This window comes from Kribbella rubisoli (assembly GCF_004217145.1).
Taxonomy (GTDB): domain Bacteria; phylum Actinomycetota; class Actinomycetes; order Propionibacteriales; family Kribbellaceae; genus Kribbella; species Kribbella rubisoli.
This window is the reverse complement of record NZ_SHKR01000015.1, coordinates 494471-508515: the sequence shown is the minus strand read 5'-3', so window position 1 is coordinate 508515 and position 14045 is coordinate 494471. Positions and strand designations below refer to the sequence as shown.

Genomic DNA, 14045 nt, shown 5'->3' with positions numbered 1-14045 from the left:
CCCGTCCCTGTCCCCGCACTTCCGCCCCTGAAGGTCCAAGGTCCCGGAGTGCGGGGACCGATCGGCAGATGCGAACGGCCATCCGCCGGGTCGATGCTCGAAGAACACCGGCTCAGGAGGTGGCTCGTGCAGGACATGCAGGTACGACCGATGCCGTGGGTCCGGCAGCTGGTGATCGACGCCGGCCGCGCGGCACGCCGGCGCCATGCCATCCACGGCTTGTTCGAGGTCGACGTCACGTCCGCGCGGGGTGCCCTGCGCCGAGACGACGCCAAGGAGCTCTTCACCGCGTTCGTGATCCATTGCGTCGCCACCGCGGTTGCCGCCGACCCCAGCGTCCAGGCGTACCGCGATCTCCGCGGCCGCATTGTGGTCTTCAACCAGGTCGACGTCGGCCTCCCCGTCGAAGTCGAGGTCGACGGCTCGCCGTTCGCCTTCACCCACGTCCTTCGGGACGCGGGGCGCCGTACGGTCCAGGACCTGCACGACGAGATCCATGCGGTCAAGACGGACCCACAGCTGAGCTCATCGGTTCGGAAGGCGCCGTGGGTCCATGCATACCTGCTGCTGCCCGGCTTTGTCCGCGTGGCGCTGCTCGGTGCTGTACACCGACTGCCCCGCCGGCAGCGGGCTCTGGCCGGGACCATCGGGGTGACGGCGGTGGGCATGTTCGGCGCTGGCGCCGGGTGGGGCATCGGGTTTCAGCTGCACACCCTCAGTGTCGTCATCGGCGGTATCGCCCGACGGCCCATCTTCTTCCAAGGCGTGCTGGTCGAACGCGAGTTTCTCCAGCTGACCGTCAGTCTGGACCACGACGTCGTCGACGGCGCTCCAGGTGCCCGTTTCGTCGGTCGGCTCCGCGAGCTGCTCCTGGCCGGCGACGGAATCCGCTCGCACCTCACCGAGAAGGAACCGGTATGAGTCACAAACCTGTTGTCGTGGGCATCGACGGCTCCCCCGCCGCAGAGGTCGCGGTCAAATGGGCCGCTGCCGAAGCCGCCTCGCTGCACACCGGACTTCAGCTGCTGTACGCCGCGACGCCCGGCGCCTCGGTGTCCCCAGCAGGCGACATCGTCTACCACGCGGTCATGTTGGCGCGTGGGCAAGAACCTGCTGTCCCGACCGACACCCGGATCGAGAAGGGCACCCCGTCGGTGATCCTGGTGAAGGCCTCCGGCGAAGCCGCGGCGGTGGTGATCGGCAGTCGAGGTCTCGGCGTGATGATCGGCGGACTTGTCGGGGCCACGGGCCTCGACCTCGCAGCGAACGCGCGGTGCCCGGTGGTCGTAGTACGCCCGGACCTCGGCAGCCTGGCCGGCGTACGCGTCGTCATCGGGTACGACGGTTCGCGGGCAAGCGACACCGCGCTCGACTTCGGTCTCGACTACGCCCGCCGGCACGACCTCGCCGTACGCGTCGTCGCGGCCCAGCCCGAAGGAACCGAGCTGCACCGGATCACGGAGGCCGAGCTGCACCGGGCGGTCCAAGCACGCGGTGGCCACGAGGCAGAACTGATCCAGATCACGGGCCATCCCGCCGAACACCTCCTGCGACTCGCCACCGACGCGAGCCTGATCGTCCTCGGCGCCCGCGGCCGCGGCGGCTTCGCCGGCATGCTGATCGGCTCCGTCAGTCAAACAGTCCTTCACCACGCCGACTGCCCCGTCGCGATCATTCCCGCGGCTGCCATCGGAGGCTGACATCACCACGCACCCCGCCACGCCTGGCCACCTGCCACCGGGTCCGAAGGCCTCCGGGACTATTGGTTCTTGAGGAATCTGGTCGGGTCGCCGGCAGCGCTGGCGGCGGAGGCCAACCAGGCCTGCAGTCCCTCGGGATCGCGCCGGTCGAGCTCGTCCAGGCATCGCTGGCGTTCCACGACGATGCGGAGGCGTTGGGCGTCGGTCCTCGCTTGCCGGAGCGCGTCGTAGCTTTCACGCCATTGCCGGCAGAGGTCCGCTGTACTGCGTTCCGGTACGTCGCGGCGACTGGCCGCCGTACCCGGGCCCCGCATCCCGGTGCACCACTGGACGACAGGCGGCGAAGTCGCACCGAGGAGAGCGACGAGCCAGAGCACACTCGATCCGAGGACGACGGCGAGGCCCCCGGCCAGCACGATCGCCGCAGCTCCTGCAGCAGCGGCAGTCATGACCTGCCGCCTGGTCCAGCGGGCCGTATCACTGGCGCTGTACATGGTCGCAGCCGTCGCTCCAGCCAGGAGACCGGTCAGGAACGCAAGCGCCAGGACCTGCGGAAACAGCAACAACACCGCAAGAACGCCGAGCAGGAACGACACCCCGCAGAATGACCGCCACACACCGCGATAGAACGCGCCGAACTGGCCCACCGCCGCGTTGCCGTCGGACGAGAAGCCGCGAGATCCCATGGCCGATCCCCCCTTGCCCATCGGCTCCCTTCAGTGCACCCCATGTCCCCGAGCCCGGACCAGGGCCGAAAGTCCCAACCTTTCAAGAGTCCCGCCGGCCCGTACGCCGTACGGCTCGAGCTCCGATCACTCCGGGGGGACGATTGCCATCAGCTGAGAATGCGGACGCGCTCATGGGTGATCGCTTCGATGTCGGAGGCGGCCGCGTGCAGCAGCTTGTGCGCCAGGTCCGACAGGGCGCGTGCCACGGCGAGTTCGTCGCCGATCTCGGCGATCTCGCTGTCGACCGGGCTCCGGTGCGCGGCACCCCGACCGATCAGGTGAGTCTTGTCGGTGGTGTGCAGGCGAGCCTCGGCGTGGGTCGTGTGCTCGTCCTCGTGCTCGTCGACGAAGATGTCGACGCGCCAGCGTCTGCTCGTGATCCTCGTGGTCATCGTCCTGTCCTTCCGCGTAGAAGTTTCCGCTCTCGCTGCCATCGTCTGTGCTCCCCCCTCGACCGGCCAGGGCCATCCGGTCCATCCGCGGCGGGGACTTCTGCCCTGTCGGGCCGTCCACCACCCGCCCTGTCCGGTCGCAGTCGTGCGAACCGCTGTCCGAAGCGCATCAGCGGAACATGGCGGAACCGCCGGCCCTGTCGACGGGCCGGCGGTTCCGAATCGCGAGGTCAGGCGGTGTGCGGCACCGCAGCGGTCAGTTTCGGCATGACCTCGGCGTCGGCGGGAACCCGGCGCAGGTGGGCGTAGCCAAGGAGCGACATGACCAGCAGGAGCCCGGCCGCCGCCAACGCGGCGATGGCGGCGATCAGAGCGATCTCGCCCATCTTGCCGAAGGCGTAGGCGTTGAGCAGCAGGCCGCGCAACGTCTCACCACGGAAGACGGTCTGCACCTGGCCGGCCAGCTTGGCGTCGTTGGGATTGGCCAGCGACTCCGCGGACAGCTGCGAGTACGTCTTGCCACCGGCCATCTCGTTGATGTGCACGGCGATGAAGTGGTTCGCGTACGCCTCGGCCTGGGCACCGGTCACCAACTGCTGCCCGGCGTACTGCGACAGGTACGGCTTGACGGCCGGGTCGTTGAGGGACTCGCTGCCGGCCTTCGGGAAGAAGATCTGCTGAGCGGCGAGCTGACTCTGGACCTGGTTGTCCACAAAGTTATGGGCCCACAGCAACAGACCGCCCGCCGCGACCAGAACGATCGCCAGAACGAACCCGGCAGAGGTGAGCAGCGCATCGAACGTCTTGCGGCGCATGATCGGTTCCTTTCAAGCCGCAAGCTGCGGCAACAGAGTGCTGAACGATGTTGCTTAGAGTCTTGGTCCACATCACCTGCCGCGACTACGCACCAAACGACCCTGATCCGGGGGCCGATCGGCCCGATCTCCTCGGGTCGACGCCAGGAGGCTCGCGCCGCGTACGTGCCCTCGGCCGCAGACCATCCACGACTCCCCCACTCCGCGCAATAGAAGTACCAGTCATGCCGCCCTGGGAAGATTGACGACGAGGCTTGCGCCGCCGGTCGGCGAGGTGTCGATCTCGATCGTGCCGCCGTGGCTCTCGACGATCTTGGCGACGATCGCAAGGCCGAGACCGGCGCCACCGGACTCGCGGGTGCGAGCCGCGTCGAGCCGCACGAAGCGGTCGAAGACCCGTGACCTGTCTGCGGGCGCGATGCCGGGTCCGTCGTCCGCGACTGTCAGCAAGACACCGCCGGCGGACTCCGACAGCGAGAACGTGACGAGGCTCCGGGCATGCCGAGCCGCGTTGCCGGCGAGGTTTCCGACCATCCTGGCGAGCGCGGCCCTGTCGCCACGGACCTGCCCGGCCGAGACGGCCGCCGTCTCGATGGTCAGGTTCGTTGCCTCACGCAACTTCCTGGCCGCGGCGAACACCACGTCATCAAGGTCGACCGGCGTATCCGGACAACCGGCCGGCTCCTCGTCGGCGCGGGCGAGCAGCAGGAGATCGTCCACCAGGCACTGCATCCTCAGGTCCTCGGCCAGCACCGTGGCGGCAAGTTCGGCGACGCACGTACGGTCGGGATACGCCCGGGCCACCTCGGCATGCTGACGGATCGTCGCGATCGGCGACCGCAGTTCGTGCGAGGCATCCGAGACGAACTGCAGGCGGCTCTCGTGCGAGCGCTGCAGACGGTCCAGCATCCGGTTCATCGTCGTTGCCAGGCGTCCGACCTCATCCCTGCGCGCGGCGGGAACACGCCGATGGAGCTCGGCTGCGGTGATCTCGTCGACTTCGCGCCGGATCGCGGTGACCGGGGCCAGCATCCGACCCGTCACGAGCCACGTCACCCCTCCGACCACTCCCATCATCAACGGCACGCCGACCACGAGCACCCGCCGTACGAACCGCGTCGAGTCCAGTACGTCGACCAGCGGCCGTCCCACGATGACCTCCCCCGCACCGGAAGCCGCCGAGGCGAAGACGAAGTCCTCGGTGTAGCCCGGAGGCTCGACAGCAACGCAACCGCTGCCTGGCGACGCGATACGCGCGCCTGCGGTGGCCGGATCGACCCATTGGATCAGCTCGGTTGCCGTCGAAGGCGGCCGATCGTTGCCCGCGGCAAGTTGTGCGGCACGTTCGTGGGAGTCCTGGCAGACCTGGCCGGTAAGTACGTTCCCCAGCAGCGCGACGAGCAGCAGAGCCCCGCCCACCAAGGCGATCCCGACGACGAGAACCGCCGCCAGCGTCACCCGTATCCGCATCACGCCACCTCGCCGTCACTCGATCATGCGGTAGCCGGCTCCGCGCAGCGTCGTGATGCAGTCGCTCCCGAGCTTGCTGCGCAACCGGCGGATGTACACCTCGACGATGTTCGGATCACCCTCGAAGTCGTAGTCCCAGACGTGATCCAGGATCGTTCGCTTCGAGACGACCTGCCCCCGTCGGCGGATCAGGAATTCCAGTAGTTCCAGCTCGCGCGCCGTGAGCACCAGCTCGGTGTCTCCTCGCCACGCTCGCCGAGCGGCCGGGTCCATGCGCAGGTCGCCGGCCTCGAGCACGCACGGACGCTCCGGCGTACCGCGGCGCACAAGGGCACGCAGACGGGCGACGAGGACGTCGTACGAGAACGGCTTCGTCAGGTAGTCGTCGGCGCCGGTGTCCAGCGCCCGGACCAGGTCGGCGTCGGCATCCCTTGCCGTGAGCATCAAGATCGGTGTCCAGACACCCGCGCCGCGCAAGGTCGCGCAGATCTCGAAGCCGTCGACCTGCGGCAGCATGATGTCGAGCAACATGACGTCGTACGTCTGCTCGCGGGCCAGCCACAGTCCGTCCGTGCCGGTCAGAGCGACGTCGACCGCATAGCCCTCGGCCTCCAGACCGTTCCGGACACCCACGGCCAGGCGGAGCTCGTCCTCGACCACCAGTGCGCGCATCTGCCACCTCCCGGCGACTGTGCTCCATTGTCGCTGAATCCTGGCTGAACGCCGCGTTCAGCAAGGGTTCAGTCCTACGCACCTACCGTCGTTCCATGGCCACCATCGAGGCAAGCGGTCTGTGCAAGCGGTACGGCGCACGCAACGCTCTCGACGGCCTCACGTTCACGGCGGACGCGGGCGAGGTGATCGGTCTCCTCGGGCCCAACGGCGCCGGCAAGACCACCGCGATCCGGCTGCTCACCACAATCCTCGAGCCGACCGGCGGAACGTTCACCGTCGCCGGCTTCCCCGGAGATCAGCCACATCAGATCAGGCAGCGCATCGGCGTGCTGCCCGAGAGCGCCGGCTACCCGGCCCGCCAGTCAGGCGCCGAATACCTTCGGTACGCCGCGCGGCTGTTCGGTCAAAGCAGGCGCGATGCGCAAGCCGCCGCTGAGCGGCTACTGGCCGATGTCGGCCTGAGCGAACGCGCCGGCGCGCGGATCTCGACGTACAGCCGAGGAATGAAACAGCGTCTTGGCATCGCGAGGGCGCTGGTCAACGAGCCGGCAGTGGTGTTCCTCGACGAACCGACACTTGGCCTCGACCCGGCTGGTCAGAGCGAGATCCTGGCCACCATCGCGGACGTCGCCCGGCGACGCGGCGCAACCGTCGTACTGTCGACTCACACTCTGACCGAGGTCGAGCGAGTCTGCGACAGCCTCCTCATCCTCGACCGCGGCAAGCTCCGGGCCGCAGGCCCGATCGCCGAGATCGTCGGCGGAGCCGGCAGCCTGAGTACTGCGTTCCTCCACCTCACCGGGCAGGACAGCCATGACTAGCTGGAACGTCGTCGCAACACAGGAGAGCCGCGACCTCTGGATCGGTGGGCGCGGCCCGGTGCTGATCTTCGGGTACAGCATCTTGCTCAGCGCGATCACCTACCTGGCTGCCACCAACCGCGCGATGAACTTCCTCGAGCAGCGCGAGGCCGTGAACCTCATGGTCCAGGTCGCTCTGGCCGTCGGCGTCCTCCTCACGGTAGCGATCAGCGCCGACACGATCAGCGGTGAACGCGAACGCGGCACGCTGGAGGCTCTCCTGCTCACACCGGCGCCGCGGCGCGCGATCGTCATCGGCAAACTCGCTGCCGCCGCGACGATCTGGCTGGCCTGCCTGATCGTCGCAATCCCGTACCTGTGGGTCCTTGGGCGCGGTGTGTCCGGCGCGGGCCAGGCTGCTGTCCTGACACTGGTGGTCGGCACGCTGGTGGCTGTCGGGCTAGGCGGTCTCGGGATGATCTTCAGCGCCTGGTCGAACTCCAACCGGACCAGCCTTGCCAGCGGACTACTGCTGCTTCTCGTACTGTTCGCGCCGACCCAGCTTCCGGCCCTGCCGAAGACAGGCTTCGGCCAGCTACTGACCCGGATCAATCCGATCGGATCGGCCCTGCACTACATCTCACAGGTCCTGGTCGCCCGGCGTAGCTGGACCCAGGACCTCGACTACCTGATCTCACCGCTGGTCATCGCCGTGGCCGCGGTCGGGGCCTTACTCATAGCGGCCCCGCGACTCGTCCGGCTGACTGCGGGGACACGATGAACCTCCTGAGCCTGATCGCACCCCTTCTGCTCGCCGACCCGACGATCACCATGGACCACGACCAACTGACGGCTCAGATCGGGCAGACCCTCACCGTCGAGTCGGTCGTCAACAACTCCGGTCCTGGTGTCGCGCACCTGAACGTGGTCAGCCTCGACGGCGTCTACGTCGATCTCGAGGACTGGAGCCAGGACGTCACCCAGCCAGTCTCCGGCGGCAGTCAGAGCTCCTTGGACTGGGACTTCCAAGCAGTCAACCCAGGGCATTTCGCGGTGTACGTCGTACTCATCCCGAAGAACGGCGCCCTCGTCGCGGGGCCACCCGTCCACATCACCGTCGCACCACGCCAGACCCTCGACACCGGCGGTGCCGTACCTGTCGCCATCGTCGTACCAACCCTCCTCGCTGTAGCCACCCTCATCGGGCGGGCGGCTTCGAAAGGCTCAGGTGGGTTCTGAACTGGTATCGATCGCCGCGGTAGGCCGCGCGGGTGAACTCGAACCTGCGGCCGTTCTGGTCACGGGTGGTTCGCTCAACGATCAGAATCGGCGCTTCCAAGCCGACGCCGAGCAGGGCCGACTCGGTGGCGTCGGCCGCCGCTGCCGCGTGGGTCTGTTCGGCGTCGGTCGGGATCACGCCGTAGTGCTCTTCGAGTAACGCGTAGAACGACTTCTGCTCGATGGCCCGCACGTCGAACTCGGCGACGATCCCCTGCAGTACATGGATGGTCTCCACACAGATCGGGTCGCCGTTCACGAAGCGCTGCCGGGCGATCCGCAGTACGGGTGTGTGCGGCGTGACCCCGAGCCGGCTGCCGATCAAGGTGCCGGCCGGGATCGTGGCGTGGCTGAGAACCCGGCTGGTCCAGGTCCCGGGTGCTGTCGGGTACGTCGCTCCGTGGGTGCCGCTGATCTGTTGCGCGACCTTGGGGCTACCGACGAACATGCCGCGGCCGTGCTCGCGGACCAGCCGGCCGTCGCGCACCAGATCGTCGACCACCGCTCGCAGCGTGGGTCGGGAGATCTCGAGCTCGGCCGACAGTTGGCGCTCGGACGGGATGGGCTGGCCGACCGCTCGTGACTCGACCAGCCCAAGGAGGTGCTCGCGCGCCCGATCTCGCTTTCGCAGGCTGCCTGCCACGAAGACCCTCCTTGGTTCTGCTGGAAGGTTTCGTATGTTACGCCGCAGCGCTGGGCGTAGAGGTCAGTGCTCCGGTGGCTGGTAGTTCTCGCAGCTCCCGGCGTTGCTCAAGGAGTCCTCGTAGGTGGTGGAGTGTTTGCGGTACTTCGCCACGCGCGCGTCTGCCTGTGTGGGCGAGACGGTGTCGTTCTTGGCGTAGTAGGCCCAGTCGACCTGCTCACGGTACTCACTCGTCGAAGTGCCCTGATGCCCGTCCAGATCGATGAACCACAGGTTCCAGTTCATGCTCATGTCCTGCCGGGGCAGCACAGTGTTGCCGTCCTGGTCGACGGTGTGGTCGGCAGTGAGCTTGCCGTCGATGTAGTACCTCGCGTGGCCGTTGCCGACCTGAGTGACATAGGTGTGCCAGCCGTCGAGCGACCTGTCCTGACGGCTCTCCGCGGTTCGTGCGTCCCACGGGTCCTCTCGGAAGGTGTGCCAGCTCGTCTGGAAGTTGACGGGGCCGGCCTCTCCCCAGCCTCCGTTCGGCAGGTACTCCGTGAAGTCGAGCTCGCTGTAGATCGGGTCGTAGTCGAACTTCGTCGGGCCGATCGCGAACGCGGTCTCGTTGATGTGGTCGCCGTCGGTTCCGATGGCCGGCGTGTCGGCGTACCGGACGCGGGTCGCGTAGGTCCCGTTCCGCAGATTCATGGTTGTCCGGCGGAGCTCGGCGTTCGTCGTACCGGAGACCGCGCCGTTGGTCGTCGCCTTGAGCTGAGCAACCTTCTGGCCGCCGGTGGTGACGAAGGAGATGTTGCTTGCCGGCCAGGCAGTGCCCGGCACACCCGGCCCGCCCATTTCACTGCGCGCATTCCAGCCGTGGGCGGCGAGAGCAGGATCGGTGGGCGCGTTGTACTGGAAATCGTCGAACAGTACGCCGCAGTTGCTCGATTTGCGGTCGGCCTGATCGGACGATCCGACGGCGGCCGAGGCGCCGCTCACCACCGAGGCGATCGACGCGGCGGCGGCGAGGAAGATGGTCGTTCGCTGACGTGACATGGCTCTTCGTGTCTCCTTCGGCAGGGACGGGCGGAAGCCGATCAGGGTCGAGCATGAATGCCAAAAGAGTGAACTGCAAGAGTTCCACGGATCTTTTCGAACGGACTCAACATAAGCAGTATCGGCCGGGAATCACTGGTAAATACCAACAATTGATATCCGCAACTCGTGCCGCGGCTGGCAGGACACCCGGATGGTATTTACCACTTGCCGGACGGTCAGAGCTTGGGCTTGCCGGGCTGGTAGAGCCACGTGTGGAAGAACGCGCTCAGGTCGCGGTGAGTCAGTCGCTCGACGAATCGGACGAAGGTTTGCGTCGAGACGTTGCCGTGCCGGTACGTCGCCGGCCACCGGTTGAGCACTTGGAAGAAGGCGCGGTCGCCGATCTTCAGGCGGAGCGCCTGCAAGGTCATCGCACCGCGGTTGTACACCAGGTCGTCGAAGATGTGATCCCGTCCGGGGTCGGCCACCTTGCCGGTCCAGTCCTTCTCGCCGGCGTACGCCTCCGCGAAGCTCTGTCCCACCGGGGTGCCGTTGAACTTTTCCTGGTAGAGCCATTCCGAGTAGGTGGCGAAGCCTTCGTTCAGCCAGATGTCCGACCAGTGCACCGGTGTGAGACTGTCACCGAACCACTGATGGCCGAGCTCGTGAGCAAGCAGGTCACCATCGACCTCGCTGGTGCGCTGGTCGTACACCGGTCGGCTCTGCGTCTCCAGGGCGTAGTCGACGCCGACGTCGGCGAGGATGCCGCCGGTCGAGTCGAACGGGTAGCGCCCGTACATCGACGACTCCCACTGCACGATCTGCGCCGTGGTCTGGTTGAACACCTTGCCCTGACCGGCCACGGTGTCGATCGACTTGCCGATCGCGGTGATGTTCGGGAGGCCGGCCGTCACACTGCGGGTGACGTTGTAGTTCCCGATCGCGATCATGGTCAGCTCGCTGGCCATCGGCTGGTTCATGTGCCAACGGAAGGTCGTCCGGCCGTTGTGCTTGGTGGTAGGCCCCGGTTCACCATTGGCCAGCACGGTAAGTCCGGTCGGCACGGTGATGGTCTGGGTGTACGTCGCCTTGTCGTCGGTGCTGTCGTTCACCGGGAAATACGTCGCCGCGCCGATGGGCTGATTGACTGCGACCGCGCCGTCCTTGGTGGCGACCCAGCCGGAAACGCCCAGCGCCGGGTCGTCGACCTTCTGCGGGACGCCTGCGTAGGTCACCGAGACGACAAACGTGCTCCCCCGCCACAGGCCGCGCCGCGGAGTGATCACCAACTCCTGCGCACCGCTGCGGGCGAAAGACGCGTCGCGTCCGTTGACCGAGAGCTTGCTGATCTTCAGTGGTCCCTGGAAATCCAGGTTGAACCGGGAGAGATTCTGCGTGGCTCTGGCAAGGATCGTCGTGGTCGCGTTGATCGCCTTGGTCCTGGGGTCGAACGCCAGCCTGATGTCGTAATGGCTGACGTCATAGCCGCCGTTGCCCATGTCGGGGAAGTACGGATCCCCGGCCCCTGGTGCGCCCGGCGAGAACACCGACACGCGTCCGGCGGCGGCATCCGCCGGCAGGCCCGTTGCGGCCACCAGCCCAACAGCCAATGCGCAGATGATCAACAGATAACCGCGGCGACGGTCGACACGTCCCACAATTCCTCCTCCGCAGTCCTCGAGGACTGGCGCGAACGGATGGTCCATCGGGCGTGATCCGCAGGATGAATCTGGCCCAACCGTACAGTCCACTACCCGACAAGTCAGCCAGATCCGGGGCCTCAGGCTCGAGCTTTGACTCGAGCTCTGTCGTGAGGGCCGTGGTTGTCGAGTAGTTGTCCACAGGTTGTGAACTCGTCCGGTTCAGGCCGATGAAAGTCCATATCTTCTTTGGGCAAGGAGGTGCTCGATGAGTGCTGGCAAAGACAGGGACCGTCGGAACGGCTGTGGTGGCGGACGACGGCGCAAGGACGCAGACGGGGATCGGTCGCACCCGACCCTGATGCCGCTGACGATGACCCAGGCGAAGCGGTTGGTGCGTCTGGCCGAGCGTGCGGTCGCCCAACGCGGGCTGCCGCTGCGGTACGACGGCTCGGCGGCGCTGGTGCCGATCGGAGGAGACAGCGACATCGCAAACGGGATGGTCGCGGGTCTCGTGAACCTCGCCCGCACAGTCGCCGGATTGCCAAGACAACAGTGGCGCGCCGCGGTGGCTGCGCACTTCGACCAGATGATGCCTGTCGACGGACGGCCGACAGTTCCGGATGATTTGGAGGGCGAGCTCTATCTTCGCTTGGTATGTGCGACCACGATCGAGCCCACCTGGGCCGAGAGTGTGCCTGAGTTCGTGCCAGGTGTGGTCACCGTGCCGGCCAGCTACGTCGGGCGCGGCGTCGCGATGCATTTCGACGTCGACAGTCTCGGGGTGCCGTGGGAAGAGGCCTCCCGGATAGGCCTGGCGAATCTGCGCCGACTGAAGGACCAGGTCGAGTATGTGCAAGGACCGGATGCCGACGTCGCCATGCTCACCGGCAGTATGTTCACCGCCTCCCGAGCACTGGTCCTCGATACCGTGCTGCGCGAATCGCTGCGAGTCGAGAGTCCGCCGCTCGGCTGCCTCGTCGCCATGCCCGCACGAGACATGTTGCTCATCCACGTGTTACGAGATCACACCGTGGTCGGCGCCTTCGGGATGCTCGTCAGAATCGCGAGCAGCTTCTTCGCGGACTCACCAGGCCCTGTGAGTCCACACGTCTACTACGTGGCAGACAACGAGTGGCAGCAGGTGACCGACTACACGAGCGGCCTCGCACGCCTCCGGGCCGGCGGCCGGTTCTCGGAGGCCCTACAACGCCTGAGCATCAGGGAGGACCCGGTCGGGCAATCCACATGATCGGTCCGCCGATACCGGCTCGGTGCGGACAGCAGCAGCCATACTGAAGACGTGCGGCACTCCGGCGTCGGTTGTCGCGGGGTTCCGGGATAAGTTGCTGACAGCAACCATTCGGGCCACCTGGTGCAGGCCGAGCACGAGGTGCGGGTCCCCGGCATCACGTCACCCCGAAGGTAACCCGGCGGCGCCACGGTCCGTCGTACCTCGGCCTCGGCCACCTGACCTGGTCGAGCGGCTCTGCAGTCCTCTGATCCGCAGTCTCGGACTGCGGCATCCCGATCACGGTGTCCGCGACACCGATGAATCGCAGTGGGCCGTACGACGGCTGGACAGCCGAGGTTGCCCCGTTCAGACCGGAGGACGACTCCAGCCCTGACGACAGCGTAGTGACGTAGGCGGCAACGAGGACCGACCCTACCGAAGCCACAACGCCAGCTATCCGTGTGGAGGATCTCAATCGACGTGCTAGTGCTGCCGCAAGAAACGTTGTGGTTGCAACCCAAATCTCCCCGGCTGCGACAACACGAGCGGATAACCCCGCGAGTTGTGCCTTCTCTGCTCGCACACCAGCAGAGAAGGCACAACGACGGCGGATATCCACTCCTCTGACCGATCACGGCCACGCCGTCGACGTCGCCGGGCCTGGTGCGCGTTACGACCCCAACGTTCGTTGATACCGTACTAGCACCCAGTCGCGCGCCAAGGAGACGGCGGGGTGAGCTGATTATCAGAAGGGCATTGCGGTCGGGCGAACACTCGCACGAAGCAGTCCGTAGACGCCGCCGACGCACGACGCGGTTCCGGCGCATCCGAGATGTCTGACCTGTCACCTATCCTGGCCGTATGGGCGACACCTCACCCGAGCGAAAGAAGTCCGCTTGGAAGGCTGTGCTCGGTGCCGCGCTGACGATCCTCATCGGGCTCGTCCTGGTCTGGGCAGGGGCCGAGGACTACCGCTTCCCGTGGGCGAAGCCGGCGCCCACATCCCCGGTCACGACCAGTCCGACCCACGGGTCCGCACCGCCGGCCCGGACGACGGCGCACCCAACGGTGAAGCCCACACCCAGCTCGCCGAAACCCAGTCCCCCGCCACCGACCCGACCGAGGGTTCCGCCGGCGTTGCTGTCCGACCTCCCGCCGGTCGACAACTCCGACGGCGCGAACTCGTCCATCGACCTGCGCTTCGAGGGCCTGACCGTCAACGGCACCGACTACGCGAACAGCCTGACCTACCGGTGCAATCTGTTCTGCAACGGAACCTCGCCGCAGACGTGGGAGGTGAGCCTCGGCAGGAGGTACACGCAGTTCGTCGCGCGAGCCGCAGTGGCCGACACCGCCGGCGGGGAGAAGACGACCACGAAGATCGAGGTCGACGTTGACGGCGAAGCCCACTTCTATACAGCACGCGTTGGCAAGTCCGTGCCGATCAAACTCGACGTCCGCGGCGCCCTCCGGCTGAGGATCCGGATCTTCGCCCCGACCGATCTCAAGTCCCCCATCCAGGCCGGCGCCGACGCGGCGGCCGGCAAGGGCAGCCAGATGCCCAACGCCGGACTCACCACACCCCAACTCCTCACCTGAACACTGCGATCTGGCTTTTCGGGGTTGCGTCCTCTGGTCATCACGCCGGCC

At 66.9% G+C, this 14045-nt stretch carries 15 protein-coding genes; 7 read left to right on the top strand and 8 right to left on the bottom strand.

The features are described 5' to 3' along the window. The first annotated feature begins 135 nt into the window (after positions 1–135). Positions 136–921, top strand: a complete 786-nt coding sequence (locus tag EV645_RS31880) for a 2-oxo acid dehydrogenase subunit E2 (RefSeq protein WP_242000800.1) — start codon at positions 136–138, stop codon at positions 919–921. Further along, entirely contained in the window at positions 918–1700 is a 783-nt protein-coding gene (locus EV645_RS31875; protein WP_130447746.1) for a universal stress protein, read from the top strand. The genes EV645_RS31880 and EV645_RS31875 overlap by 4 nt, the downstream gene beginning before the upstream one ends. A 59-nt stretch (positions 1701–1759) precedes the next feature. On the opposite strand, the gene EV645_RS31870 is transcribed toward EV645_RS31875, so the two are convergent. From EV645_RS31870 to EV645_RS31850, 5 genes are all read right to left on the bottom strand, one after another. Beyond that, entirely contained in the window at positions 1760–2386 is a 627-nt protein-coding gene (locus tag EV645_RS31870; protein WP_130447745.1) for a hypothetical protein, read from the bottom strand. Between the two features lie 149 nt (positions 2387–2535). Then, on the bottom strand, positions 2536–2820 hold the full coding sequence (locus tag EV645_RS31865; protein ID WP_130447744.1) for a DUF1876 domain-containing protein: 285 nt from the start codon (positions 2818–2820) through the stop codon (positions 2536–2538). 230 nt (positions 2821–3050) lie between these two features. Beyond that, on the bottom strand, positions 3051–3635 hold the full coding sequence (locus EV645_RS31860; protein ID WP_130447743.1) for a hypothetical protein: 585 nt from the start codon (positions 3633–3635) through the stop codon (positions 3051–3053). 222 nt (positions 3636–3857) lie between these two features. Then, on the bottom strand, positions 3858–5105 hold the full coding sequence (locus tag EV645_RS31855; RefSeq protein ID WP_130447742.1) for a sensor histidine kinase: 1248 nt from the start codon (positions 5103–5105) through the stop codon (positions 3858–3860). Positions 5106–5120: 15 nt separating this feature from the next. Continuing rightward, positions 5121–5777 carry a response regulator transcription factor gene (locus EV645_RS31850; RefSeq protein WP_130447741.1) on the bottom strand — a complete coding sequence of 219 codons (657 nt, stop codon included), beginning with the start codon at positions 5775–5777 and terminating at the stop codon, positions 5121–5123. A 95-nt stretch (positions 5778–5872) separates the two neighbouring features. Between EV645_RS31850 and EV645_RS31845 the strand changes: the two genes are divergently transcribed. The 3 genes from EV645_RS31845 to EV645_RS31835 are packed head-to-tail and all read left to right on the top strand — an operon-like array spanning position 5873 to position 7819. After that, on the top strand, positions 5873–6601 hold the full coding sequence (locus EV645_RS31845; RefSeq protein ID WP_130447740.1) for an ABC transporter ATP-binding protein: 729 nt from the start codon (positions 5873–5875) through the stop codon (positions 6599–6601). Then, positions 6594–7361 (top strand): ABC transporter permease, encoded by a 768-nt coding sequence (locus EV645_RS31840; RefSeq protein ID WP_130447739.1) that lies wholly within the window; start codon positions 6594–6596, stop codon positions 7359–7361. Before EV645_RS31845 ends, EV645_RS31840 begins: the two co-directional genes overlap by 8 nt. After that, complete coding sequence (locus EV645_RS31835; protein WP_130447738.1) at positions 7358–7819, top strand: hypothetical protein; 462 nt, start codon at positions 7358–7360, stop codon at positions 7817–7819. Before EV645_RS31840 ends, EV645_RS31835 begins: the two co-directional genes overlap by 4 nt. Here the strand turns inward: EV645_RS31835 and EV645_RS31830 are convergent. From EV645_RS31830 to EV645_RS31820, 3 genes are all read right to left on the bottom strand, one after another. Next, entirely contained in the window at positions 7779–8501 is a 723-nt protein-coding gene (locus EV645_RS31830; RefSeq protein ID WP_130447737.1) for a GntR family transcriptional regulator, read from the bottom strand. The two genes, EV645_RS31835 and EV645_RS31830, sit on opposite strands and share 41 nt — an antisense overlap. Before the next feature lie 63 nt (positions 8502–8564). Next, the gene (locus EV645_RS31825) at positions 8565–9539 is read right to left on the bottom strand and encodes a glycoside hydrolase family 16 protein (RefSeq protein WP_130447736.1); all 975 of its coding nucleotides are present in this window, start codon (positions 9537–9539) and stop codon (positions 8565–8567) included. 218 nt (positions 9540–9757) lie between these two features. Next, a complete protein-coding gene (locus EV645_RS31820) occupies positions 9758–11179 on the bottom strand; it encodes a M1 family metallopeptidase (protein WP_198681985.1) in 1422 nt (473 codons plus the stop codon). 250 nt (positions 11180–11429) lie between these two features. On the opposite strand from EV645_RS31820, the gene EV645_RS31815 reads away from it, so the two are divergent. Both EV645_RS31815 and EV645_RS31810 read left to right on the top strand, forming a co-directional pair. Further along, positions 11430–12413 (top strand): DUF1444 domain-containing protein, encoded by a 984-nt coding sequence (locus EV645_RS31815; protein WP_130447735.1) that lies wholly within the window; start codon positions 11430–11432, stop codon positions 12411–12413. Between the two features lie 843 nt (positions 12414–13256). Then, positions 13257–13994, top strand: a complete 738-nt coding sequence (locus tag EV645_RS31810) for an NPCBM/NEW2 domain-containing protein (protein ID WP_130447734.1) — start codon at positions 13257–13259, stop codon at positions 13992–13994. Positions 13995–14045 lie beyond the last annotated feature (51 nt).

Excerpts from the sequence above, each read along its gene's own strand:
- EV645_RS31875 (WP_130447746.1), top strand. The coding sequence starts at position 918 with ATGAGTCACAAACCTGTTGTCGTGGGCATCGACGGCTCCCCCGCCGCA.
- EV645_RS31835 (WP_130447738.1), top strand. The coding sequence starts at position 7,358 with ATGAACCTCCTGAGCCTGATCGCACCCCTTCTGCTCGCCGACCCGACG.
- EV645_RS31865 (WP_130447744.1), bottom strand. The coding sequence starts at position 2,820 with ATGACCACGAGGATCACGAGCAGACGCTGGCGCGTCGACATCTTCGTC.
- EV645_RS31870 (WP_130447745.1), bottom strand. The coding sequence starts at position 2,386 with ATGGGATCTCGCGGCTTCTCGTCCGACGGCAACGCGGCGGTGGGCCAG.
- EV645_RS31825 (WP_130447736.1), bottom strand. The coding sequence starts at position 9,539 with ATGTCACGTCAGCGAACGACCATCTTCCTCGCCGCCGCCGCGTCGATC.
- EV645_RS31815 (WP_130447735.1), top strand. The coding sequence starts at position 11,430 with ATGAGTGCTGGCAAAGACAGGGACCGTCGGAACGGCTGTGGTGGCGGA.
- EV645_RS31810 (WP_130447734.1), top strand. The coding sequence starts at position 13,257 with ATGGGCGACACCTCACCCGAGCGAAAGAAGTCCGCTTGGAAGGCTGTG.
- EV645_RS31845 (WP_130447740.1), top strand. The coding sequence starts at position 5,873 with ATGGCCACCATCGAGGCAAGCGGTCTGTGCAAGCGGTACGGCGCACGC.
- EV645_RS31850 (WP_130447741.1), bottom strand. The coding sequence starts at position 5,777 with ATGCGCGCACTGGTGGTCGAGGACGAGCTCCGCCTGGCCGTGGGTGTC.
- EV645_RS31840 (WP_130447739.1), top strand. The coding sequence starts at position 6,594 with ATGACTAGCTGGAACGTCGTCGCAACACAGGAGAGCCGCGACCTCTGG.
- EV645_RS31855 (WP_130447742.1), bottom strand. The coding sequence starts at position 5,105 with ATGCGGATACGGGTGACGCTGGCGGCGGTTCTCGTCGTCGGGATCGCC.
- EV645_RS31880 (WP_242000800.1), top strand. The coding sequence starts at position 136 with ATGCAGGTACGACCGATGCCGTGGGTCCGGCAGCTGGTGATCGACGCC.
- EV645_RS31860 (WP_130447743.1), bottom strand. The coding sequence starts at position 3,635 with ATGCGCCGCAAGACGTTCGATGCGCTGCTCACCTCTGCCGGGTTCGTT.